The organism is Sphingobacterium sp. B29 (genome assembly GCF_001952815.1).
Classification (GTDB): Bacteria; Bacteroidota; Bacteroidia; order Sphingobacteriales; family Sphingobacteriaceae; genus Sphingobacterium; species Sphingobacterium siyangense.
Map to the genome: position 1 here is coordinate 4,527,102 of NZ_CP019158.1, position 23,488 is coordinate 4,550,589.

Consider the following 23,488-nt stretch of genomic DNA (forward strand, 5'->3'; position numbering starts at 1 on the left):
TAATTACAAAAATATGTTTTTTTCCATCCATAAACAATTTATTCCGAATGTTAGATAGAAAAAAAATTAATGAGCTGAATTTTATTCAAATTCAGCTTGTAAAATACGTACAATCTCACGAACAGTATCTTCTTCCAAATCGGTACGTCTAACCAGCTCTTCCTCGCTAAGAGACAACACCGACTTTGCAGAATCCAAACCAACACGTTTCAATTCATCAATAACCCAGCTTTCAATCTCATCGCTGAATTCTTCGATATCAACATCTTCATCAAACTCGTCATTTTCGCGATAAACATCAATTTCATAACCAGTCAATTTACCAGCCAACTTGATATTGTGTCCTCCACGACCAATTGCTAAAGAAACCTGATCCGATTTTAAATATACAGCCGCAGTCTTATTTTCTTCATCGATTTTGATTGAGCTAATCCTTGCTGGACTCAAAGCGCGAGCGATATACAATGAATGATTTGTTGTAAAATTAATCACGTCAATATTCTCGTTACGCAATTCACGAACGATACCATGAATACGGGATCCCTTCATACCAACACAAGCTCCTACAGGATCAATACGATCATCATAAGACTCAACGGCAACCTTCGCTCTTTCTCCTGGTTCACGAACGATTTTCTTAATCGTAATCAAACCATCAAAAATTTCAGGAACCTCAAGTTCAAATAAACGTTGTAAGAACGCAGGTGCGGTACGTGAAATGATAATCTTTGGATTATTATTCATCATATCCACTTTATGCACAACTGCGCGAATGCCATCTCCCTTTTTGAAATAGTCAGCTGGAATTTGTTCTGATTTAGGAAGAATTAATTCATTACCATCCTCATCCAATACCAAGATTTCTTTTTTCCAAATCTGATAAACCTCACCAATGACCAACTCTCCTTCTCTATCTTTATATTTCTTAAAGACTTCGTCTTTTTCCAATTCCAAAACCTTAGATACAAGCGTCTGACGTGCAGCTAAAATTGCACGACGGCCAAAGCTTTCCAATGTGATCTGTTCAATAAAATCATCGCCTACTTCCAAATCTTCATCATGCTTTCTAGCTTCCGCCAATTCGATTTCAAGATCATCATCCTCTGAAAACTCATCTTCAACAACGACACGCGTCCTCCAAATCTCCAAATCTCCGTTATCTGGATTCACGATAACATCCACATTTTCATCCGTACCAAAACGACGACGGATCATACTACGAAAAACCTCTTCCAATACTGTAATAACAGTAGGTCTATCGATATTCTTAAACTCCTTAAACTCTTGAAAAGAGTCTATCAGATTGATGTTGCTGTTACTCATTATTATTAAAATGAAATTACCACTTTTGTTGCTTTTATTTGATCAAAAGGAAGTTCTTTTTCTACCTCTTGTGCTTTTTTACCTTTTTCTTTTATCTTCTGAAGAACATTGATCTTCATCTCGTCTACGGTCAATAATGTACCTTCAACTTTTGTATTATCGTTCAACTTTACCTGAACTGTACGACCAATATTCTTTTGGTACTGTCGGATATTAACAAAATTAGCATCAATACCTGGAGATGAAACCTCTAAACGGTAAGCGTCATCAATTACATTTTCCTCCTCCAAGTGGAAACCAACATGACGGCTCACCTGTGCGCAATCATCAATATTCACACCATTATCTCCGTCCAAAAGAATCTCAAGAATTTTATTTGGGCGCATCTTCACGCTGACGATAAACAAATCCTCGCGATCTGCAATTTTTTCCGCGATGAGTTCAATAACTCTCTTTTCTATATGCTGCATTGTTCTGTTTCTAGAAATGCTAAATTAATTGAATTAAAAAAAGGGGGCAATACGAGCCCCCTTCCTTTCAGATATGCAAATATAGCATTTTATAAAATAAAAAACAAAATTAGATAGATTGTTTTTATATTCGACACCCCTACATTCCCTATAAAAACAAGCTATCGATCGCTCCTCGGTCATAGAAATTATCTTCACAGTGCAACTATATCGTAAAAAAACGCAGACAATTCTCTACTATTTTGAACCATCTACCACCGCATTAATTGTTTTCTGCATTTGCGCCATCATACTCGTCAGCGTTTCCATTGTTGGCTCTGGCGTAGGCTCAGGCAATTGTGTACTGATAAAAGCCTTCGCTTTCCATACTTCAAGAATGTCCGCAGTCTCCACCCAATAAGGTTCATATGTTTTATTGTCTGAAACGAGCTTCAAACCCTTATCTTCTTTAAATTTAAAAGCGATACGCTTATAAACCACGCCATCTTCCTTAGACAATATAACATAGGTACTCCCCGGCTTGATATCATGCCAGTTCTCCACATACTCCGCTACAATAATGGACCCCGATGGCAAAGGTAACATCGAGTCTCCCTTTATTTCAAAAGCACGAAATGTCCCTTGACCAAACATAGGCAGCGAAAACTTAGGCAACTCAGCAACATATTCCGGATCACCATACCCATTTAAATACCCGGCACTAGCCTTAACCGGAACAAGTTCGATATTTTCACGATCATCCGCATCTACAGTCACACTAAGCACCCTTAAATTTGAGGCATTGCTTTTGGGAACCGGCTTCCATTTATCATCAATAACATCGTTTGCCAATTCATCCATAGTCAAACCATAGAATTCGGCAATCTTCTTTAATAACTCATATTTGGGCTCTGCTCGATCTTCCTCGTACGCGCCCACAGACGCACGCTTAATTTCCATAAGATCAGCAAATTGTTGCTGTGTGATTTTTTTTCCTTTTCGAAGGAACTTCAGATTGGACGAAATATTTGACATATTATTTTTTCAAAAAAATATTTTGCAAAAACTAATTTTATTAGTAATATTGTGCCAATAAAATTAGTAAATATATTTTAAACGTCCAAATAATTTAGCATTATGAACAATTTTATTGTATATATATCAACTGACAACAATCGTAAACACTTCAAAATCGGCCTCAGTTCCAACATCTTTAGTACAGTAATGGAATTACAGCAATCCAATAGTTTTATTTTCAACCAAGGCCCCAGTTTAAATCGAATAATCTACACAGAATCTTTCACGAATTCAGAGACCGCCAATAAGAGAATAAGCGAACTACAACATTTTACAACCATGCAAGTCGAACGGCTCATTCGTAAATACAACCCTAACTGGAATAATCTTTTTCCACAGCAACACCAAGCGTTCGCCAAGAGAGATTCCAACCACGCAGCCTAGCATAAAAAAAGCCACCTTAGTTAAACTAGGCGGCCATCTTTATTTTTTAGATAGAATCCTCTTTAATAAGTAGTATCAGTTTTGACTACCAACCTCCTCCAACGAGGATGACCCTTCGCTACTCGTTCCACTATCAGCACCTTCATGATTACGCTCAACAGGATGCTCCGCTCCCTCTTCCTCAGGTCCGATAAATCCTTCATCAGCGGGCTCTTCTACCTGTGTGGAATCACTCTGATCTGGCTCTGGATCACTATAACGCGGAGTTTCGCACTTGTAAGATTTCGTAATTTCAACTGTAGGACTAGGAAACTTACCTTGCGTATACCCCAACTGTTTATCTTTATAAACAGACTCCATATATACCCCAAATATCGGTAATGCTGTACGAGAACCTTCTCCCGAATGAGAATTTTTAAAGTGAATACTCCGCTCGTCACAACCAACCCAAACACCTGTAACCAAGTCTTTGGTCACCCCCATATACCAGCCATCCACATATTCCGAAGAAGTACCTGTCTTTCCGCCGATTTCATTTTCCTTATCAAATAAATCCCATTCCCACAATCCCTGAGATGTACCCCCAGGTTCTTCCATACCACCACGCAACATATACGTCATCAACCAGGCATCTTGCTTATCCACCACTTGTTTGCGCTCCGCCTGAAAAGTAGCAATAACATTACCATCATGATCTTCGATCTTAGACACTAATAAAGGAGTGACACGCTCACCGTGATTCATCATCGTCGAGTACCCATTCACCATTTCAAAAACAGAAACATCATTAGGCCCTAACCCCACAGAGGCAACCGGATTTAATTTACTTGTGATACCACAACGATGGGCCGCATCAACAACTTTCGCAGGCGTAACCATATCAGTTAACTGAACCGTAACCGAATTGATGGAACGTGCCATCGCATGACGCAATGACATTTCACGATAGGAAAAATTCCAGTCTGCATTTTTGGGTTCCCATATCTCCACGGAATCCCCTTTATCAATCTTGATCGTAACAGGCTTGTCGGTAATCTTATCACACGGAGACATCCCTGACTCCAAAGCAGCCAAGTATACAAAAGGTTTAAATGTAGACCCCGCTTGTCTCTTCGCCTGCATCACGTGATCATACTTAAAATATTGATGGTTTATTCCACCCACCCATGCTTTAATTTCACCCGAATACGGATCCATAGACATCATGCCTGCATTTAACATCATGGCATAATATTTCAAAGAATCCATTGTAGACATATCCTTTTCGATCTTACTACCATCCTTCCAATTATAAACTTCGATCTTCTTCTTTTTATTTAGGAAGTAATTGATGCTATCAGGGGTATTTGCATATTTTTTACTCAAAAAAGCATAATAAGGAGTTTTCTTTGCCAAATTATCCAAGAAGTTGGGGATAACCTTACCTGATAAATCACGCCAAGGCTCCTGTCCCTCCCAGGTGTTATTTAGACGTTGCTGTAATTCAATCATTTGTTTCGCCACAGCCTCTTCAGCATGCTTTTGAAGTTTAGAATTTATCGTCGTGTAAATTTTCAAACCGTCTGTATAGATATCATAATTGTTATCCTCAGACCATTTTTCCAACCACTTAGCTACTGCAGCACGTAAGTAAGAATCTCCACCCGCATTAAGATCTTGACTATTTGTATTCAAAACAATCTTCTCCTTAACCAGATTATCATACTCTTCTTTTTTCAGAAAACCACCTTTATACATTTGACTTAAAACGGTGTTTTTTCGCACAAAAGCATTTTCGGGATTACGAATAGGATTATATAAAGTCGTACCTTTTAACATGCCAATCAAAACAGCAGCTTCGGTCTGATTCAATTGATTCGCTCCTTTTGAAAAATAGCGCTTTGCAGCAGTCTCAATCCCATAGGCATTATTACTGAAGGATACCGTATTTAAATACATCTCCAATATCTGATTTTTGGAATAACGTTGCTCCAATTTATAAGCCGTCATCCACTCCTTAAACTTCGTGATCACCAGGCCCGCGACGGGAAGACGCGTCAACAATCCACCGGCCTTATTATAACGTGTACGATAAAGATTTTTAGCTAACTGTTGCGTAATTGTACTGGCACCACGCTTATCCCCTTTTAATGTAGAGATAATACCTGACCCTAGACCAAAAAAATCAACACCATTATGACTATAAAAACGCACATCCTCAGTTGCTATCAACGCATTAGTAACAGACTTCGGAATGCTATCAAATGGAATTGGATTTCTGTCCTCGTCGAAATAACGCCCAATTAAAACACTATCTGCCGTGTATAATTCGGTAGAGATATTCACACTGGGCATAACGATATCCTTTTTTGTCGGAGAATAACCAAAGAGCCACAAAAAATTCAATTGTATAGCACACACCAATATAATGATAAAATATATTGCTATAAGGAGATAACGAAGAATCCTATTCTTAATACGTTTAAACATAAATGGAAATTTATCTTATATTCAACACATCCGACCAGCAAAAGGTTTTACGCCCGTCCAATATGCCTTTTTATCTATTTTCAGGGGCTAAATATACAACTAAATAAATCGCTGTAATCAACTATTTACATTTTTTAACAATAAAAAACACCCGCCAAACAACCGTAAAATACAACATAATTCGAAAGGATGGATTTTGGAAATTACAACGACGACTAAATAAGAACAGCGCGGTATGGAGAAAACAAGCCCAGTCTCAAATTTGTTTATAAATTCTCCCGCGTTCCACAAATATTATACCCATTTTTTATTTATTATCGATTTTATTTTAAAATAATAATGATATTTGTTTAAATTTAGATGTAAAAAAGTCAACTATTAGCATGTTAAAACAAACATTACAACAAAAGCTATTACAGAAATTGTCCCCGCAACAAATACAATTTATAAAATTGTTGCAGGTTCCGACTGTTTCATTAGATGCGAGAATCAAGGAAGAATTAGAAGAAAACCCTGCGTTAGAAGATGGTAGCTTGACTAATATGACCGATCCTATAGAAGAGTATCCCGATAAAGATCCAGACGATAATTTTGACAATGAAGATGGATTTGACTCAGAAGACTTTAGTTTAGAAGATTACATCCAGGAAGATGATTTCAAAGATTACGGCAACGGCTATGACTATGGAGACGATGATGACGACCGGAAAGAAATGCCCGTTGCTATTCAGCACTCCTTTTATGAGCAGTTACAACAACAATTAGACCTTTTAGCTTTAGATGACAAGCACTTTTTAATTGGCCAACAAATTATTGGCAGTCTGGATGATGACGGCTATTTACGCCGGCCCATCATCAATCTTGTCGACGATCTCGCTTTTGGCCAAAATGTAATGACCGATGAACAGGAAGTACTTGATATGCTAAAGGTAATTCAAGATTTTGAGCCTGCAGGAATTGGAGCACGAGACCTACAAGAGTGCCTATTGATCCAATTACAAAAAAAAGATACCCAAAACCCCACAATCAAACTCGCGATTAAAGTCGTAGCGAATTACCTTGAAGAATTCACCAAAAAGCATTATGATAAATTAGAAAAATCTTTAGGTGTTTCATCAGAGGATTTAAAAAACGTCGTCAATGAGATCCTAAAACTTAATCCTAAACCAGGAGATTCTGGTGCAGTCGCGGGCAAACAGCTTCATATTATCCCGGATTTCCATATCAGCAATAATGATGGAACACTGCATTTGACTTTAAATGGCCGAAATGCGCCTGAGCTCCGCATAAGTCGTGATTACCAACACATGTTTGAACATTACGAGAAATCGGATCAAAAGGATAAAAAAATGAAAGAGGCTGTGCAATTCGTCAAACAAAAACTTGACTCAGCCAAATGGTTTATTGATGCAATAAAACAGCGTCAACAAACCTTACTAAAAACAATGAATGCAATCATGGAATACCAATATGATTATTTCCTCACTGGTGATGATCGTAAGTTAAAACCAATGATATTGAAAGACATCGCCGACAAAATCGATATGGATATATCTACGGTGTCGCGGGTAGCAAATTCAAAATACGTACAGACAGAATTCGGAACATTTCTCTTAAAATCATTTTTCTCTGAAGCTATCCAGACGGATTCCGGTGAAGAAGTATCCAATAAAGAGGTTAAGAAAATATTGGAAGAGTGCATCTCAAAAGAAAATAAACGAAAACCCTTGGCTGACGAGAAACTAACTGAGATCCTAAAAGAAAAAGGATACAATATTGCGCGGCGAACGGTGGCAAAATATCGGGAAGCATTGAATATTCCTGTAGCAAGATTACGAAAAGAGCTCTAAGAGCTCTTTTTGTTTTTCCCACAGAACCAAATCCAAATTAAGAATAGTATCTTTGTGCTGTATTAAAATAAGCATTAAAGAATGAGCAAAGTAAAAGTTGGAGTTGTACAGATGAGCTGTACCGCAAGCAAACAAGAGAATCTCGAAAAAGCTATCGCTAAAGTAAAAGAAGCCGCTGCAAAAGGTGCGCAAATTGTGTGTCTGCAAGAACTATTTACCTCTTTATATTTCTGCGATGTGGAAGATTACGACAATTTCGCACTGGCTGAATCCATTCCCGGCCCATCGACGGACGCCCTATCGGCTGTTGCTAAAGAAGCAGGCGTCGTAATTATCGCTTCATTATTTGAAAAAAGAGCAGAGGGACTGTACCATAATACAACCGCTGTATTGGATGCAGATGGTTCCTATTTAGGAAAATACCGCAAAATGCATATCCCAGATGATCCTGCATTTTATGAAAAATTCTATTTTACCCCAGGAGATTTAGGCTACAAAGTATTCAAAACAAAATTTGGAAGAATAGGCATTTTAATTTGCTGGGATCAATGGTACCCTGAAGCATCTCGAATTACCGCATTAATGGGTGCAGAAATCTTATTCTACCCTACAGCTATTGGATGGGCAACAGACCAAGATGAAGAAACCAACAAAGATCAATATAATGCGTGGCAAACAATACAACGCTCCCATGCCGTTGCAAATGGTGTTCCTGTTGTATCCGTTAATCGCGTAGGATTTGAGCAAAATGGCGCAATGAAATTCTGGGGTGGAAGCTTCGTAACAAATGGACAGGGTAAATTGCTTTATCTTGCCTCACATGACAAAGAAGAAATTGAGGTCGTCGAATTGGACTTAAATGAATCAGACTATTTCAGAAAACATTGGCCATTTTTGAGAGACCGAAGAATCGAAACATACGCACCGATCACCAAACGTTTTATTGACGAAGACTAATATCGGATATTCTAGCCATTTCGGTTTCGAACGCATACAACTGTGCTGAAACGAACTGAAATGGCTTTTTTTAATCCCATTAAAATAAGTATGGAACAAAAAAAGACATTCACACCGGACTATTTTGACAATTCCCCAAAACAACAGGGCTTCTCATTTCCCGCAGAATGGGCAAAACAAGAAGCCTTATGGTTGAGCTGGCCACATAAAGAGGAATCCTGGCCTGGGAAGATTGAAACAATATACAAACCCTATTGCGAATTTATTAAAGTCGTAGCAGCAGGGCAAAAAGTAAGGATTAACGTCGCTAACGAGGAAATGCAAAACTTTGCTATTACCGCGCTTAAAGAAGTAACAACAGATTTTAGCAATATCGAATTCTATTTTAATCCGACTAACGATGCTTGGTGTAGAGACCACGGTCCCGCTTTTATTATTAACCAGGCTACAAATCAAAAAGCAGTTGTCGACTGGGGCTATAATGCCTGGGGTGGAAAATACCCTCCTTTCGACCTGGATGACGTCGTTCCGACGCGTATTGCCAAAGAATTTAACCTTCCTTTGTATACCCCTGATATCGTCATGGAGGGCGGTTCAGTTGAGTTTAATGGCGCAGGAACAATCATGACAACAACCGCTTGTCTATTGAATAAAAACCGAAATCCACACCTGACAAAAGAACAAATAGAAACCTATTTAAAAGAATTTTACGGTCAGGAACAGGTTTTATGGCTTGGAGACGGTATCGTTGGAGACGATACAGATGGGCACATTGATGATATTACACGTTTCATCAACGAAAACACCGTTTTAACGGTTGTAGAGGAAGATCCAACAGACGAGAACTATGAGATACTTCAAGAAAATCTAGCAACACTTCGTTCATTTAGACTCTTAAATGGAGAGCCTCTGCATATCATTGAGCTCCCAATGCCAGCACCGGTCATCTATGACGAAACAAGATTACCTGCTTCTTATGCTAATTTCTACATTGCAAACGATGTTGTTGTAGTACCGATCTTCAACGATAAAAATGACCAAAGAGCACTGGATATCATCCAAGGCTGTTTCCCTACACGTAAAGTCATAGGAATAAATTCCGTCGACATTATTTGGGGGCTGGGAAGTTTCCACTGTTTAAGCCAGCAAGAGCCGGCGTTGAGCTAAAAAAAACTATCCATAAAGAAAATGTCCCCAAATAGTTAAACACTCTTTTGGGGACATTTTTTATGATAAAGATAAGCAGCTCCGCTTTGATTTTTAGTTAAGCCGTGTTAAACAACAATAACATTTACCCCCGCTTTTTCTAACGATTCCACAAAGCTTGTATTTACTTTGTCATCGGTAATTAATATATCAATTTTATCAAAACCACAAATCCGCCCGAAGCTTCGTCGTCCGAATTTAGACGAATCTGCTAGTACAACAACCTTTTGAGCCGTATCGATCATAATGCGATTTAATTGTGCCTCCTGCGCACTTGAGGTTGATACACCATATTCTAAGTCAATACCGTCCACACCCAAAAATAATTTACTGCAGTAAAAATCCTGCAATAAATTTTCTGCATACTTTCCAGTTACGGATGTTGAAGTCTTGCGAAGCGTTCCGCCCATCTGCATGATTTCAACCGAAGGATATTTGATCAATTCCATCGCAACATTCAATGCCGAAGTTACTACAGTGATATTTCCTTTAGGAATGATCTGCTTTGCTAGCGACTGCATGGTCGTTCCTGAAGCGATAATGATTGAATCATTTTCCTCAATCATTTCAGCCGCTTTTTTTCCGATCCGGCTTTTATCGTCCGAACGAAGCTTCTCTTTTTCAAATACTGTACGGTCAGTCGTATAAGGATTATATTGTGTTGCCCCGCCATGCGTTCTAAACAACAATCCACTATCTTCCAACAAGGTCAAATCTTTCCGAATGGTTACAGAGGAAACGCCCAATTCCTCACATAGATCAATTACCTGAACTACGCCGACCTCCTTTAATTGTTTTAAGATATATTGATGTCTTTCTACATTTGTCATGGCTCTATTTATAATAAGCTGTTAAAATACTAAATCTATTATCGGTTTGTTTAAAGGAATATGTCGATATCTTGAAAAAATCCATCGATATCAATAAATTTCAACAAATATGACTTTCTACTTAAATTTCCCTCAGTAGAATTGATGTTAAAATAATGAAATTATTTAATTTTTTCACGCTGACAATCATAAATTCATTTTTATTTTAAAAAGAAAAATGAATTAAAATTGCAAAGGATCAGGCAGGACAAATTGATAATCCAGTTCCTCTAGAAGTAATCTTCCGCTAACTATTTTTTGCGTCACATCCCCGGCTTCGAACGCAAGTGGCAAAGCATAGCCATATTTTTTTGCCGAAGCTAGAATAACATCCTTTTTCTTAGGATGTAAGGGAGCAACAACATTGTATACAGTATGCTTAAGCGCATTGCAAGATGCTGCCTCTAACAGTCTGATCACATCATCGATATGAACAAAATTGGCGGGCTGTTCCCCCGTCGTACAGATACGTTCGGAAAAATATTTGGCAAAAACACGATTTTTACCAAACAAACCTCCTAATCGATAAATTATAGTATCAGCCAATCCCAACATACTTGCTTCAGCAAGCAAGAGTTTTGATGAAAGTTCGGTTATATCTGCATAGGATTCATCAAATACGCCATCTTTGTCCGGATAAATTCCAATAGAGCTCAGGAAGACTTGTTTCTTCCATGTCATATGCGCATAAAATGATTTGATATTCGAAAATCTGTTTTCAAGGATCGCTACACTATTTTTCTGACTTGCAGGTATACTGTTTAATACGAAGTCAAATTGAGTAGGTAAATCTACCTGTGCTGGAAAATTTTCATAATCAAAGTCTAAAATAAACGAAAAAATACCATCGGCTTTAAGCCGATGGTATTTCTCAGATGTTGTTGTACTAGCCCAAACCTCATGGCCTTGATGCTTCATATGCATCGCAAAAGATTCTGCGAGCCAACCGCATCCCAAAATGAGTATCCTCATATTACGACAACACTATTTATTAATAAGCTTTTGCAAACAGTACACGTCGACTTGAAGGTTTCCCTGTAAAGATACAGATACCTTCCTCTTCCTTCGCATCCAAAGGAATACAACGAATTGTTGCCTTAGTTTCTTCTTTTACACGTTTTTCCGTTTCTGTTGTTCCATCCCAATGACAAGAGATAAAACCACCCTTACCTTCCAGTACTTCTTTAAACTCATCATAAGAATTCACTTCAGTAAAATGAGATGTCCTGAAATTTAACGCTTTTTGATATATATTTTCTTGTATTGTATCCAGCAATTGTACAATGGTACCAGCCAAGCCTTCCTGAGCAACCGTTTCTTTCGTTTGAGTATCACGACGCGCCAATTCTACTGTACCATTTTGCATATCTCTCGCTCCAACAGCTACACGTACAGGAACACCCTTTAACTCCCATTCTGCAAATTTAAAACCTGGACGTTGTGTGTCCCGATCGTCGTATTTTACCGATATATCGTTCACACGCAATTCATTGGTCAACTGATTCACAAATGCATCGATTTGCGCTTTTTCTTCTTCAGTCTTAAAAATCGGAACGATGACAACTTGAATTGGTGCCAATTTTGGCGGCAATACCAATCCTTGATCATCTGAGTGAGCCATAATCAATGCGCCCATCAGACGTGTAGAAACCCCCCAGGAAGTCGCCCAAACATGTTCCAATTTACCTTCTTTAGAAGTAAATTTCACGTCAAACGCCTTTGCAAAGTTTTGGCCAAGAAAATGAGAAGTTCCTGCTTGTAATGCTTTTCCATCCTGCATCAATGCTTCAATACAATACGTATCCAAGGCACCCGCAAAACGCTCGTTTTCTGTTTTTCTACCACGTACAACAGGCACAGCCAGTATCTTTTCAGCAAATTCAGCATACACATCAAGCATACGTTCTGTTTCTTCAATAGCCTCTTCTCTTGTTGCATGGGCTGTATGGCCCTCCTGCCATAAAAACTCGGCAGTACGCAAGAAAAGACGTGTACGCATTTCCCATCGTACAACGTTCGCCCATTGATTGACCAAAATTGGAAGATCACGATAAGATTCAATCCATCCACGATAGGTGTTCCAAATAATCGTTTCGGAAGTCGGGCGCACGATCAACTCTTCCTCCAATTTCGCGTCTTCATCCACGACGATCTTACCTGTACCATCGTTTTTTAATCGATAATGAGTTACTACCGCACATTCGGTAGCAAAGCCTTCCACATGCGCCGCCTCTTTAGAAAAAAACGATTTGGGAATGAATAAAGGGAAATAAGCGTTGCTATGACCTGTTTCTTTAAATCTTTTATCTAAGATCGCTTGCATCCTTTCCCAGATAGCGTATCCGTAGGGTTTAATCACCATACAGCCTCGTACAGCTGAATTTTCAGCTAGATCAGCTTTAATCACAAGCTCGTTATACCATTGTGAATAATCTTCAGCACGACTTGTTATTCCTTTACTCATATGAAATTGATAAATTATTGTAACATTATTACGTTAAATCTCGTCTGTAATTCTAATACGAAAAGCGTTCAATAAAAAATATTTGTATTTTTGATTACTTCGATTAAACCCCCTTGAGAAATTTGCGTCTAAGATAGTAAATAAGGCTGTATAATCGAAAATAAGGATTTAGGATATTATGAAAAAAAATAGATTATTTATCGGAGCACTTGCCATAACAGGAGCGTTCATGCTTGGTTCCTGCGGTACAAGTAGGCAAATCTATGGCGACGATGTCTATGGCAATAATGGGCAAGCTAGACAAAAGGTTTATCAAAGCCCAGATTACTATTACACAGATGCAGATCAGGCCCAACCAAACGGGCAAGCGCAAGGCGGTTACTATGATGACGAATATTCTGATCAGGATTACAACAATGATTCCTATGAAGATCTTGAATATGCCAATCGTATCAACCGTTTCTATTACGCTAGTCCGGGCATGACGTATTTCGACCCATTTTTTGATCCATGGTATGGTTATGGTTTCGGCGGTTGGTACGGATACGGCCCATCGTTCGGAATGGGATGGGGATGGAACTCTGGATGGGGTTCATCTTGGTCTATCGGCCTCGGATGGGGTTGGGGATCTAGCTGGGGCTGGGGATCTCCTTGGTATGGCGGTTACAGACCTTGGGGTGGCTGGTATGGCGGCGGCTACTGGGGATCTGGTTGGTACGGAAACGGTTACTGGGGCGGTGGTTCCTGGGGTAACTCAAGACCACGGTATGCATCAAGTAGATCTGTATACAGAGACAACTATAACACGCGCAGTTCATCATCAAGAACCCGAACTTCAGGTGGATATGACCGCAACAGCGTTGCTCGAAATTCTGGAGGATATGACCGTACCGGCGTAGCACGTGATTCTAGAGGAAGGATTACATCCGTTGCTAGCAGATCAAGAAATTCTGATGGCACAGTATCGTCACGGAGCTCTTCATACGATAGAACTGGAGGAAGAACAAGAACATCGGATGGTGTGTCGAATAGAGCTTACTCAGACGGTATGCGTTCAAGAACCTCAGATAGAGTCAATGGTTCCTATCCAAACAACACACGGAGCACCTCTAGCGGATATTATAATAATGATTCCAGATCACGAAACAGTTCAGGTGAGGTATCTCGTCCAATGAGCCGTTCGATGGAAACACGTTCCAGCAACCCAAGCTCAACGTCAAGACCATCGTATACTCCGCCAACAAGAAGCTATGATAGTGGTTCATCATCCCGCTCTAGTGGTGGTTTTTCTGGAGGTGGTAGTTCTAGATCTTCGGGAGGAGGCTTCTCCGGAGGCGGTAGCTCAAGATCAAGTGGAGGACGTACTCGATAGTTAAAAGCATTTAAACAGTAGCATACAGCATCTTGTGTGCTACTGATTATTATTGACGATATTTTAGCATATGACAATCAAAAAATTACTTTTTGGAACTGCATTCGTTTTAGGTGCAGCAGGGACTACTCAAGCGCAATATACGAAAGATGTACTTTTATTCTCCCAAGGGGACAATGGCGGAACAGCTCGTTTTAAAGCCATGGGAAATGCTTCAACTGCATTAGGTGGAGATATAAGTTCAATTACGAGTAACCCTGCAGGTTTGGGTTACTTCAATCAGTCTGATGTATCAGTAACTGGTAGGTACCTTAACAATAAAAACAAAACCGACTATTTTGGTCAAAACTCAAACAGCAGCAAGAATAATTTCAACTTAGATAATGCTGGAATCGTTTTTCACCTCCCAACTTACCGCAATGGAGGTAACCTGGATAGAGGCTGGTTGAATTTTAATGTTGGTATTGCTTATAACCGCAATTATGTCTATAACAACCTGCTAGAGTATCGAGGAGTAAATAATACAAGTTCGATATCAGATGCTTATTCAGACCGTCTTTCGGACGTCGGAGGAACACAAGGTTGGGGCCAGGAAGTCTATAACAACTCTTTATTATTCGACGTAGACCCCAAAAATGCAGGCGCTTATATCCCGATTACTGTCGGCGGAACTTTTGATGGAAAAAATGGCTTTAATCAAGTAAATTCCATTCTAGAAAAAGGTAGTAAATCCGAATCTGTATTGTCATTTGGAGCCAATTATAGTAACAAATTGTATTTAGGAGCCTCTTTAGGTTTCACCGCATTTAGCTACGACAATTCCAGCTGGTTTACAGAATATGGTCAAACAATGACCGCCGACCAATTAAAAGCCATCAACAAAGATTCAGAATTTTTAAAACCAACCAATGCCCAAAAGTATGCCATGTTGGATAAAGATTATGAATTATATGATGATTATGCGCAAGCCACTGATGGTACCGGTGTCGACTTTAAACTTGGGGTAATCTATAAATTTACGCCAACGTTTAGCATGGGATTCACCGCTAAGTCACCTACATTTATGAGCATCCGGGATGAATCGTATAGTAATTCTGAGTTCCGTTACTTCAGACCAAATGAAGACAAATCATTTAAAGAGTATAGAACCAGTGATGACGCAGGACACAGTTACTTGGAATATAATATGAATACCCCCTATAAATTGTCTCTTGGGGCGAGCCAATTATTTTCAAGAGGGCTAATAACCGCTGATGTCGAATGGGTAGATTATGCAGCTATGCGTTTTAAAGATGTAGGAAACTACAGTAAAACGTTAGAAAAGAACATGAACCAAAACATCAAAGATACTTACCAAGGTGCTTTTAATGCCCGAATTGGTGGTGAAGTGATGTTTGACAATGTATTCAGCGGAAGAGCTGGTTTCAACTACAGTGGTAATCCCTATAAAAATGCAGACTATACGAATTATACAGCATCTTTAGGTATTGGCGCTAAACTTGGCCGTGGCATGTATGTTGATTTGACTGGCGCGTATAATGCAGTCAACTACAAAGAAAGCCCATATTTGATTAATGAGAACTACTGGAATAATGCTAGTCCTGTAGCAGACATAAAAAATCAACGGACTAATGTTGTACTAACAGTTGGTTCAAAATTTTAAACTATATTTTTCTCAAAAAAGTCCAGCGATGTCTGGACTTTTTTTTTGAGAAAAAATAGCAGAAAACAAACATAAAACACGATAAAATTAGTTTACGCGTGATTATACTTGTATATAAAGGTAACTTTATCTAAGTTTGTCCCCTTGGATTGAAAATTACATGGCAAATCACACAATTTCAAAAGCATTCAATTTCATTTTTACATACCCCATTTGGCGGATAGAAATCGATGCGGAGAATAAATTGATCGCTGTGGAGACCAGAAACCCAGACGATACCCTACCCTATTTTAATGTAGTCACTTTTGAAGGAACTTACGTATTACAAGACTTCAAGGCAATAGCCAAAGAGTGGGTCCTAGCTGGAATTCAATGCAAAAAATTAATACTTAAGAAGATTGCCAATAATTCACCTATCGACGCAGGCATACAGGTAATCGATTGCTACAACCCACAGCTACAAGAAACCTGGTTCAACTACATATTCATCGGTATGGTTGATCAAGGTGTACTTATTAGACCAAAAGTAATAGCAGAAGGCTTCCAATTATTTTTGAACCTCCAATCGATGTCGATTGAAAGCAAAAATGAAATTCCCTTTAAACCTTATGCCAGCGAGCTCGTCTATCCTATTATCTACAATGGTGAAATTCCCCTTTTTTTGAAGGACTTCCCAATTGATGGTGAAATCTGGATAAATACGGTGAATGACTACTTTATTTGGGCTTTCTATGAAAAAGACAGAAACAATCGTTATCAAATCAGGCTAGTGCAATCCACAAAAGAAAAATTGACAGAGTCTATTATTGCAGTTTCCGAGCTGGAACTAAAGCTCTTCAACATTTATTTTCTTATTCACGAACAAATATTCCTTTTGACAGATAATAAACGGGAGTTTGTTTCGTATTTAGTATAATTGCAAAATATATGAAAGTTTTATTCGAATTAAAAACATATAAAAAGATAGCTATTCTATCCATCGCGATATTAGCTATTCAACAAGTTGAAGCAAAGAATTCAACTTCTTTACGTACTGATTTTATCCCTGATTCAGTAGGGACTGAAGCAATCAATGGTGAAGAATACGTGTTGTTCAAAATTGAAAAAGGAGACAATTATTACCAGTTAAGTAAAAAGTATAAAACAACGGTGGGTCAATTGACCCAAATAAATGGTAATGGAACATTAAGCCTGGGGCAAATTGTTAAGATTCCGACAGGTCGAAAAGCGAAATCAACAGTAAGCAACGACCGTGGAAATACGGCAGTGCAAAACCCGCGTAATCCGCAACAGCAAGAAGGTTTTACGGAATATATCGTTGGAGAGAAAGAGACACTTTATGCCATATCTAAAAGATTCAGTATTTCTGTTGAAGATATCAAAAAAGCGAACAATTTAAAAAATAACGTTATTGGCGGTGGAATGAAGCTTATGATCCCCAACCAGCCCCTACCTCCTGAACGGCCAAAATTAGTTGAACCTAAAGGAATCGAAATTGTAACACCTGATTCTACAGACAATGACGATAAAGAAGAAAATCAAATTTCAACAAACCGCTACGGAATACGCGAAAAGTCCGAACGTGGTATCGGTGTGTGGATTGATGGACTTTCATCCCAGGGTACAAGCAACCTTGCTCTTCATAAGAGCGCTCCAGTAGGTACTATTCTAAAAATTACCAACCCAATGACCAAAAGTGTTACTTACGCTAAAGTGGTCGGTAAATTTAATGATAATGCCGAAAACCAAAATGCAATTGTCGTGTTGTCAAAGTCTGCCGCCGCAAGCATAGGCGCACTTGACAAACGCTTCCAGGTCGAAATTGCGTATGGATTACCTCTAGAAAATTAACAGAATAAAATAGCTTTTATAGCATAGTAAGAATGAATAACAAACCGTATGTCATAGGAATTGCCGGAAGTAGTGGCTCTGGAAAGACTTTTTTTTTAAATAGTTTTTTAAAACATTTTAAGCCTAATGAGGTAACCTTAATTTCCCAAGATGATTATTACATCCCTGCCAATACTAAAACCCAGGAGGAAAATAGGCTCTATAACTTCGATATTCCGACATCAATCGACAGAGATGCTTTTTATAAAGATATCAAGGCACTCTTTAACGGTGAGACAATATATAAAGAAGAGTATACATTTAACAACCCTTCATTAACACCCAAAATACTAGAGATTAAACCGGCACCCATTTTAATTATTGAGGGCCTATTCATTTTCTATTATACGGAAATTAATAATTTAATCAATCATAAGATATTTTTAAGCGCTGATCAGGATATCGCATTAAGAAGACGTCTACACCGCGATCTGGTTGAACGGGGCTACTTTGAAGATGATGTCATGTACAAATGGATAAACCATGTACTACCATCCTACAACGAGTACCTACTTCCCTATCAGGATACGTGCGATCAGGTCATATTTAACAATACCGATGAACCAGAACCAATCTGGGATATCACCAACCAAATTTCTGAAGAGCTAAAATTAAAGCTCAATTTGGTATAAAATTAAAACAATGTAGAAAGGAGAATCTCGTAAACAGATTCTCCTTTCTATTTAAAGTACTTGATTTATTGATATCAAGATTTTAAATACCTATCTTTGCGCCACGAAACAAATCCATCATAATGAACCATCCTGTAAAGATTAAAAATGCATTGGTTTCAGTCTATTATAAAGACGGCCTTGCTCCTTTAGTTGAATTATTAAACAAATACGGTGTTACCTTCTATTCCACTGGTGGAACAGAAACATTTATCAAAGATTTAGGTATAGATGTTGTTCCAGTTGAAGACCTCACCAGCTACCCTTCTATTTTAGGAGGCCGTGTAAAAACATTGCATCCAAAAGTATTTGGCGGTATTTTGGCACGCCGCCCGCTTGAGTCGGATCAACAACAGCTTGCTCAGTATGAAATACCTGAGATCGATTTGGTTATTGTGGATTTGTACCCTTTTGAAGAAACTGTTGCTTCCGGTGCATCCGAGCAAGATATTATCGAGAAAATAGATATCGGTGGAATTTCATTGATACGCGCTGCCGCTAAAAACTTTAACGATGTCGTTATTATCTCTTCCAAAAATGATTACAAAGAATTGGAAGAAATACTAGCAAACCAAGAAGGTAATACGTCATTGGAACAACGTAAAGAATTTGCTAAACGTGCATTCAATACATCCTCTCATTACGATACAGCAATCTTCAACTATTTCAATCAAGAAAATCCGCTTCAGGTTTTTAAACAATCTGAGCAAAAAGCGCAGGTGTTGCGCTATGGTGAAAACCCGCACCAAAAAGGCACTTTCTTCGGTGATTTAGATAAGATGTTTGATAAATTAAACGGTAAAGAGCTATCTTACAACAATTTGGTTGACGTTGATGCTGCCGTTGCTTTGATTGATGAGTTCACAGAACCTACATTCGCGATCTTAAAACACACCAATGCTTGTGGAGTTGCCTCCCGTTCAACAATCAAACAAGCTTGGTTAGATGCTTTAGCATGTGATCCTGTTTCAGCTTTCGGTGGAGTCTTAATAACGAATGGTCAAGTTGATGCTGCAACAGCTGAAGAGATCAATAAATTATTCTTCGAGGTGTTGATTGCACCTTCTTATTCTGAAGAAGCGATCGCTATACTTACCGCAAAGAAAAACAGAATTATTTTGGTTCGTAAAGAGGTTACATTGCCAGAACAACAGTTCAAAACTCTATTGAACGGCGTCATTCTTCAAGATAAAGACAATACGATTGAAGGACCTGAACAAATGGTTACGGTAACACAAGTACAGCCTACTGCAGAACAACTGGAGGACCTTTATTTTGCGAACAAAATTGTAAAACACACCAAGTCAAATACAATCGTATTTGCTAAAAATGGCACTTTGTTAGCTTCAGGTGTAGGGCAAACTTCACGTGTAGATGCATTGAAACAAGCTATTGAGAAGGCAATTTCTTTCGGTTTTGACCTTAAAGGCTGTGCAATGGCATCGGATGCCTTCTTCCCTTTCCCTGATTGTGTGGAAATTGCTTCAGAAGCTGGTATCGCGGCGGTATTGCAACCTGGTGGTTCAATCAAAGATCAATTGTCAATTGATATGGCCAATGAAAAAGGAATCTCCATGGTAACAACAGGTGTTAGACACTTTAAGCACTAGTTGAACTTCAATAATAAATAAAAAAAGCTACTTTTCTAAAGTAGCTTTTTTTATTTATCTCGCTTCTACAGGAAACTTTGAACGCTTATACTGTTCCATCTCAGCGCTAAGTTTGCGAATCGCATAACCAACAATGGCCACATCATCTATCCACCCGCCCACAAGAATAAAATCAGGAATCGCATCAATCGGCGAAACCACATAAAGTATCGTTCCAATAATAATCGATAAATTCCATTTATCCATTTTATACTTCCCCGTAACTGTGTCCTTACACATTGCAATTAATACGTTAAAGTCGTCCATATAGCCCCCTAGATTCCTCGCTTTTGCTTCCGCCTGTACAAATTCAGATTCCGTAATTTTACGATGCCTAAACTGCTCAAACATTCCCTTCGCAATTCTTTTGATTCTATTGTTCATACCTCAAAATTAGGATTACTAATTTAACAATCCAAATCCTCGCGCTAAACCAAACTCGAATCAAAATCGGATTGCATATCGCAACATAAGCAAATCCTTTCCCTCAAACTGATTAAATTTTGCCTAGGAACCATATGCATCTGCTGCCGATTCGATTAACCACCATCTTTAAAAACTGGCTTGTAAAGGCTATTGGAATAAAAAACGAGGTCTGAATATAGATTTTTATTATTTTTACAAATCGCTGTAGCAAAGTGTCAGTCATCTCCGTATAATAGACAACACAAGCGCAGTGTGAGTCACAAAAACAGATTTTAATATTACACGGTTATGAAAAACTATAGATTATTTAATTTTATTGCTATTGCTTTAGCGGCCTTCTTTCTAACAAGCTGTCTAAAAGATAACGATGACCAGCCAATTCCTGGTGCATTGTTTACCATGGTCAATGGCTACAGCGACTCCAATGCAGTTATCTATTATGCGGACGGAGGCTCACTTCAAAACCCCAATTATCCACTGGGATTCAAGAGTTATGCTCAAATAGGCTTATTATTTACAGGCGCACGAAAAATAGCAGTTTCTGCTGAATATAATACTATCTTGACAGATACAACAATAACTGTCAAAGACAGCACCATATATACATCCTTTTTATTTGGAACGAAATCCAAACCCGTACAGGTGATCACTACAGATCGAATCAATAAAGACATCAAAAATACAGAGTCTGGTTTACGCTTCTTTAATCTTGCTGAAGGTACGGATTTAGTTAGCCTTAAAATAGGCGATCAGGCTTCCCCATCAGAATGGACAAATAGAGCACAAGAAACACAGAATTCGGCAAGTGCCCATCAGGGCTTCATCGCTCAAAAAAGTGGTACATTCACTGTAACAGCTCGTGATAAAGCGGGGAAAACAATCGCAACACGCAGCGACATTAAATTGGTTGGAGGCTATTATTATTCATTAATACTCATAGGTAAAGCTAATGATGAAAAGAAACCATTATACATTGGTTTAGTAGCGCAAGCCGCAAATTAAAATACCCATATCTATATACTTTATAACAACGGCCGTCATGTAAACATGATGGCCGTTGTTTTTCATTTTATACGATACTGTAGATCTTAATGATTCTCTTTAGCTGCTACTTTAGTAATCACATAAATATCCTCATTATCTTTTTTCATCTTATACTTCTCACGAGCAATACGTTGCACTTCTTGCGGATTTGATCGAATATCGTTAATTGTCTTAATGATGGCGGCATTCTCCTTCAGATAGAAGGAGCGTTCACTTTCCAAATTTGCTTTCTGCTTTTGATAACTATACTGCGTGGCAAAGTCATTTCGATCAAAAAATAACATCCACACGAGAAAAGCCAAAGCGGCTAGCAAATACTTATTTCTTATTAAAGACCACAATCGTTGCATAAGACAAAAATACTATTTAGCTTTTATACTTAGGATATTTTCTTCAAAAGTTGAACATCTTTAATTAAAGATATGGAATAATATGTTCAAAGTCATCATATACCTAGAATAATCTTATCTTTAACAGTTCAAAAACGATCATTTCAATGAAATACTCATCGTTAAGACGAAACGCAGTTTTAACGATAAAAGATATTCCAAATGATCATTAAAGAATAAATCGTTGACATATGAAATACTATCTTATTGCAGGTGAAACTTCAGGGGACTTACATGGTGCCAATCTTATTAAAGCATTAAAAATGGAAGACCCCAATGCGACTTTCCAAATAGTCGGGGGAAATCTAATGCAAGCAGAGGCCGAAAAAAAAGCATTGATACATACCTCAGAAATGGCTTTTATGGGCTTTATAGAAGTTTTAAAAAATCTGCCAAAGATATCTAGGAATCTCAAACTTGTTAAAAATGATCTCTTAAAAGAAAAACCGGACACCGTCATTCTAATAGATTTCCCGGGCTTCAATTTGAAAATTGCTGATTTTGCAAAAAAACATGGAATCAAAACATGCTACTATATTTCCCCAAAAGTGTGGGCCTGGAACCAAGGTCGCGTAAAGAAAATCAAACGGATTGTCGACCATATGTTTTGTATTTTGCCTTTTGAGGTAGATTTTTATAAGAAGTGGCGCATGCCCGTTGATTACGTTGGAAACCCACTTTTGGATGCGATTTCAACCTATAATTTCAATCCCCAATTTAGAGCACAAAATGGACTTTCAGAAAAACCACTGATCGCCCTTTTACCGGGAAGCCGGGAAATGGAAATTTCCAAGCTTCTCCCTATCATGGCCGAACTTCCGTTTTTCTTTCCTGTTCATCAATTTGTCATCGCCGGTGCTCCTAATTTTGATGAAGCCTACTACAAGCAGTTTTTTAAAGGTATTGATATTCCCGTGATCTTCGATCAAACCTACGATATTCTCCATAACGCAGAAGCCGCAGTCGTTACAAGTGGAACGGCTACTCTTGAAACAGGTATTCTGAAGATACCTCAGGTTGTCGTTTATAAGGCTAACCCAATATCTGTATGGATAGCCAAATTAGTCATCAAGGTTAAATTTATCTCTCTAGTGAATCTAATTAATAATTTCTTATCAGTGAGGGAATTGATTCAAGACGACTGCACGGCATACGATATTTCATATGAAGTAGGCGAACTTATCAATAATAAAGCTCATCGCGCAAGTGTGATGGAAAACTACGATATTTTGGCTGAGAAACTAGGTTCTCCTGGCGCATCAGAGAAAACTGCCAAATTAATTGTAAAATATCTCGCTAAAATTTAAACTCTTTTACCTTTTATTTGTCAAACTAC

At 38.4% G+C, this 23,488-nt stretch carries 21 protein-coding genes; 12 read left to right on the forward strand and 9 right to left on the reverse strand.

Annotated features, from left to right (window positions below; genetic code table 11):
* Positions 1–81 precede the first annotated feature (81 nt).
* The 3 genes from nusA to BV902_RS19535 all read right to left on the reverse strand — a co-directional run bounded on the left by nusA (position 82) and on the right by BV902_RS19535 (position 2,807).
* Positions 82–1,323 (reverse strand): transcription termination factor NusA, encoded by a 1,242-nt coding sequence (nusA, locus tag BV902_RS19525; protein WP_070567754.1) that lies wholly within the window; start codon positions 1,321–1,323, stop codon positions 82–84.
* Between the two features lie 5 nt (positions 1,324–1,328).
* Positions 1,329–1,793, reverse strand: coding sequence for a ribosome assembly cofactor RimP (gene rimP / locus BV902_RS19530; protein WP_075993376.1), 465 nt, complete (start codon positions 1,791–1,793; stop codon positions 1,329–1,331).
* Between the two features lie 237 nt (positions 1,794–2,030).
* Positions 2,031–2,807, reverse strand: a complete 777-nt coding sequence (locus BV902_RS19535; RefSeq protein WP_075993377.1) for an XRE family transcriptional regulator — start codon at positions 2,805–2,807, stop codon at positions 2,031–2,033.
* Positions 2,808–2,909: 102 nt separating this feature from the next.
* Here BV902_RS19535 and BV902_RS19540 point away from each other — a divergent pair, with 102 nt between their 5' ends.
* A complete protein-coding gene (locus BV902_RS19540) occupies positions 2,910–3,233 on the forward strand; it encodes a hypothetical protein (protein ID WP_075993378.1) in 324 nt (107 codons plus the stop codon).
* Between the two features lie 75 nt (positions 3,234–3,308).
* Here BV902_RS19540 and BV902_RS19545 read toward each other — a convergent pair whose 3' ends face one another.
* Positions 3,309–5,702, reverse strand: coding sequence for a penicillin-binding protein 1A (locus BV902_RS19545; RefSeq protein ID WP_083663678.1), 2,394 nt, complete (start codon positions 5,700–5,702; stop codon positions 3,309–3,311).
* A 383-nt stretch (positions 5,703–6,085) separates the two neighbouring features.
* Here BV902_RS19545 and rpoN point away from each other — a divergent pair, with 383 nt between their 5' ends.
* From rpoN to BV902_RS19560, 3 genes are all read left to right on the forward strand, one after another.
* Complete coding sequence (gene rpoN, locus BV902_RS19550; protein WP_075993380.1) at positions 6,086–7,552, forward strand: RNA polymerase factor sigma-54; 1,467 nt, start codon at positions 6,086–6,088, stop codon at positions 7,550–7,552.
* Positions 7,553–7,633: 81 nt separating this feature from the next.
* A complete protein-coding gene (locus BV902_RS19555) occupies positions 7,634–8,509 on the forward strand; it encodes a carbon-nitrogen hydrolase (RefSeq protein WP_075993381.1) in 876 nt (291 codons plus the stop codon).
* Positions 8,510–8,599: 90 nt separating this feature from the next.
* Positions 8,600–9,676 carry an agmatine deiminase family protein gene (locus tag BV902_RS19560; protein ID WP_075993382.1) on the forward strand — a complete coding sequence of 359 codons (1,077 nt, stop codon included), beginning with the start codon at positions 8,600–8,602 and terminating at the stop codon, positions 9,674–9,676.
* A 107-nt stretch (positions 9,677–9,783) separates the two neighbouring features.
* Here the strand turns inward: BV902_RS19560 and agaR are convergent, their stop codons facing one another.
* From agaR to proS, 3 genes are all read right to left on the reverse strand, one after another.
* On the reverse strand, positions 9,784–10,545 hold the full coding sequence (gene agaR, locus BV902_RS19565) for a transcriptional repressor AgaR (RefSeq protein WP_075993383.1): 762 nt from the start codon (positions 10,543–10,545) through the stop codon (positions 9,784–9,786).
* Positions 10,546–10,767: 222 nt separating this feature from the next.
* Positions 10,768–11,556 carry a hypothetical protein gene (locus tag BV902_RS19570; RefSeq protein ID WP_075993384.1) on the reverse strand — a complete coding sequence of 263 codons (789 nt, stop codon included), beginning with the start codon at positions 11,554–11,556 and terminating at the stop codon, positions 10,768–10,770.
* A gap of 19 nt (positions 11,557–11,575) precedes the next feature.
* Complete coding sequence (gene proS / locus BV902_RS19575) at positions 11,576–13,048, reverse strand: proline--tRNA ligase (protein WP_075993385.1); 1,473 nt, start codon at positions 13,046–13,048, stop codon at positions 11,576–11,578.
* Between the two features lie 178 nt (positions 13,049–13,226).
* On the opposite strand from proS, the gene BV902_RS19580 reads away from it, so the two are divergent.
* The 6 genes from BV902_RS19580 (at position 13,227) to purH (ending at position 20,254) form a co-directional block, all read left to right on the forward strand.
* Positions 13,227–14,420, forward strand: coding sequence for a hypothetical protein (locus BV902_RS19580; RefSeq protein WP_075993386.1), 1,194 nt, complete (start codon positions 13,227–13,229; stop codon positions 14,418–14,420).
* Between the two features lie 70 nt (positions 14,421–14,490).
* A complete protein-coding gene (locus tag BV902_RS19585; protein WP_075993387.1) occupies positions 14,491–16,083 on the forward strand; it encodes a hypothetical protein in 1,593 nt (530 codons plus the stop codon).
* Positions 16,084–16,243: 160 nt separating this feature from the next.
* The gene (locus BV902_RS19590; protein WP_075993388.1) at positions 16,244–16,999 is read left to right on the forward strand and encodes a hypothetical protein; all 756 of its coding nucleotides are present in this window, start codon (positions 16,244–16,246) and stop codon (positions 16,997–16,999) included.
* Positions 17,000–17,010: 11 nt separating this feature from the next.
* Positions 17,011–17,934 carry a LysM peptidoglycan-binding domain-containing protein gene (locus BV902_RS19595; RefSeq protein WP_075993389.1) on the forward strand — a complete coding sequence of 308 codons (924 nt, stop codon included), beginning with the start codon at positions 17,011–17,013 and terminating at the stop codon, positions 17,932–17,934.
* A 32-nt stretch (positions 17,935–17,966) separates the two neighbouring features.
* Positions 17,967–18,605 (forward strand): uridine kinase family protein, encoded by a 639-nt coding sequence (locus BV902_RS19600; protein WP_075993390.1) that lies wholly within the window; start codon positions 17,967–17,969, stop codon positions 18,603–18,605.
* A 122-nt stretch (positions 18,606–18,727) separates the two neighbouring features.
* Entirely contained in the window at positions 18,728–20,254 is a 1,527-nt protein-coding gene (gene purH / locus BV902_RS19605; RefSeq protein ID WP_075993391.1) for a bifunctional phosphoribosylaminoimidazolecarboxamide formyltransferase/IMP cyclohydrolase, read from the forward strand.
* A 54-nt stretch (positions 20,255–20,308) separates the two neighbouring features.
* Here the strand turns inward: purH and BV902_RS19610 are convergent, their stop codons facing one another.
* Positions 20,309–20,677, reverse strand: a complete 369-nt coding sequence (locus tag BV902_RS19610; protein WP_075993392.1) for a YkvA family protein — start codon at positions 20,675–20,677, stop codon at positions 20,309–20,311.
* Positions 20,678–21,007: 330 nt separating this feature from the next.
* On the opposite strand from BV902_RS19610, the gene BV902_RS19615 reads away from it, so the two are divergent.
* Positions 21,008–21,721 carry a DUF4397 domain-containing protein gene (locus BV902_RS19615; protein WP_075993393.1) on the forward strand — a complete coding sequence of 238 codons (714 nt, stop codon included), beginning with the start codon at positions 21,008–21,010 and terminating at the stop codon, positions 21,719–21,721.
* 86 nt (positions 21,722–21,807) lie between these two features.
* Here BV902_RS19615 and BV902_RS19620 read toward each other — a convergent pair whose 3' ends face one another.
* Positions 21,808–22,113 (reverse strand): FtsB family cell division protein, encoded by a 306-nt coding sequence (locus BV902_RS19620; protein ID WP_075993394.1) that lies wholly within the window; start codon positions 22,111–22,113, stop codon positions 21,808–21,810.
* 230 nt (positions 22,114–22,343) lie between these two features.
* On the opposite strand from BV902_RS19620, the gene lpxB reads away from it, so the two are divergent.
* Entirely contained in the window at positions 22,344–23,459 is a 1,116-nt protein-coding gene (gene lpxB / locus BV902_RS19625) for a lipid-A-disaccharide synthase (protein ID WP_075993395.1), read from the forward strand.
* The last annotated feature ends 29 nt before the right edge of the window (positions 23,460–23,488 follow it).

Coding starts and splice junctions, on each gene's coding strand:
- nusA (WP_070567754.1), bottom strand. CDS start 1,323: ATGAGTAACAGCAACATCAATCTGATAGACTCTTTTCAAGAGTTTAAG.
- rimP (WP_075993376.1), bottom strand. CDS start 1,793: ATGCAGCATATAGAAAAGAGAGTTATTGAACTCATCGCGGAAAAAATT.
- BV902_RS19535 (WP_075993377.1), bottom strand. CDS start 2,807: ATGTCAAATATTTCGTCCAATCTGAAGTTCCTTCGAAAAGGAAAAAAA.
- BV902_RS19540 (WP_075993378.1), top strand. CDS start 2,910: ATGAACAATTTTATTGTATATATATCAACTGACAACAATCGTAAACAC.
- BV902_RS19545 (WP_083663678.1), bottom strand. CDS start 5,702: ATGTTTAAACGTATTAAGAATAGGATTCTTCGTTATCTCCTTATAGCA.
- rpoN (WP_075993380.1), top strand. CDS start 6,086: ATGTTAAAACAAACATTACAACAAAAGCTATTACAGAAATTGTCCCCG.
- BV902_RS19555 (WP_075993381.1), top strand. CDS start 7,634: ATGAGCAAAGTAAAAGTTGGAGTTGTACAGATGAGCTGTACCGCAAGC.
- BV902_RS19560 (WP_075993382.1), top strand. CDS start 8,600: ATGGAACAAAAAAAGACATTCACACCGGACTATTTTGACAATTCCCCA.
- agaR (WP_075993383.1), bottom strand. CDS start 10,545: ATGACAAATGTAGAAAGACATCAATATATCTTAAAACAATTAAAGGAG.
- BV902_RS19570 (WP_075993384.1), bottom strand. CDS start 11,556: ATGAGGATACTCATTTTGGGATGCGGTTGGCTCGCAGAATCTTTTGCG.
- proS (WP_075993385.1), bottom strand. CDS start 13,048: ATGAGTAAAGGAATAACAAGTCGTGCTGAAGATTATTCACAATGGTAT.
- BV902_RS19580 (WP_075993386.1), top strand. CDS start 13,227: ATGAAAAAAAATAGATTATTTATCGGAGCACTTGCCATAACAGGAGCG.
- BV902_RS19585 (WP_075993387.1), top strand. CDS start 14,491: ATGACAATCAAAAAATTACTTTTTGGAACTGCATTCGTTTTAGGTGCA.
- BV902_RS19590 (WP_075993388.1), top strand. CDS start 16,244: ATGGCAAATCACACAATTTCAAAAGCATTCAATTTCATTTTTACATAC.
- BV902_RS19595 (WP_075993389.1), top strand. CDS start 17,011: ATGAAAGTTTTATTCGAATTAAAAACATATAAAAAGATAGCTATTCTA.
- BV902_RS19600 (WP_075993390.1), top strand. CDS start 17,967: ATGAATAACAAACCGTATGTCATAGGAATTGCCGGAAGTAGTGGCTCT.
- purH (WP_075993391.1), top strand. CDS start 18,728: ATGAACCATCCTGTAAAGATTAAAAATGCATTGGTTTCAGTCTATTAT.
- BV902_RS19610 (WP_075993392.1), bottom strand. CDS start 20,677: ATGAACAATAGAATCAAAAGAATTGCGAAGGGAATGTTTGAGCAGTTT.
- BV902_RS19615 (WP_075993393.1), top strand. CDS start 21,008: ATGAAAAACTATAGATTATTTAATTTTATTGCTATTGCTTTAGCGGCC.
- BV902_RS19620 (WP_075993394.1), bottom strand. CDS start 22,113: ATGCAACGATTGTGGTCTTTAATAAGAAATAAGTATTTGCTAGCCGCT.
- lpxB (WP_075993395.1), top strand. CDS start 22,344: ATGAAATACTATCTTATTGCAGGTGAAACTTCAGGGGACTTACATGGT.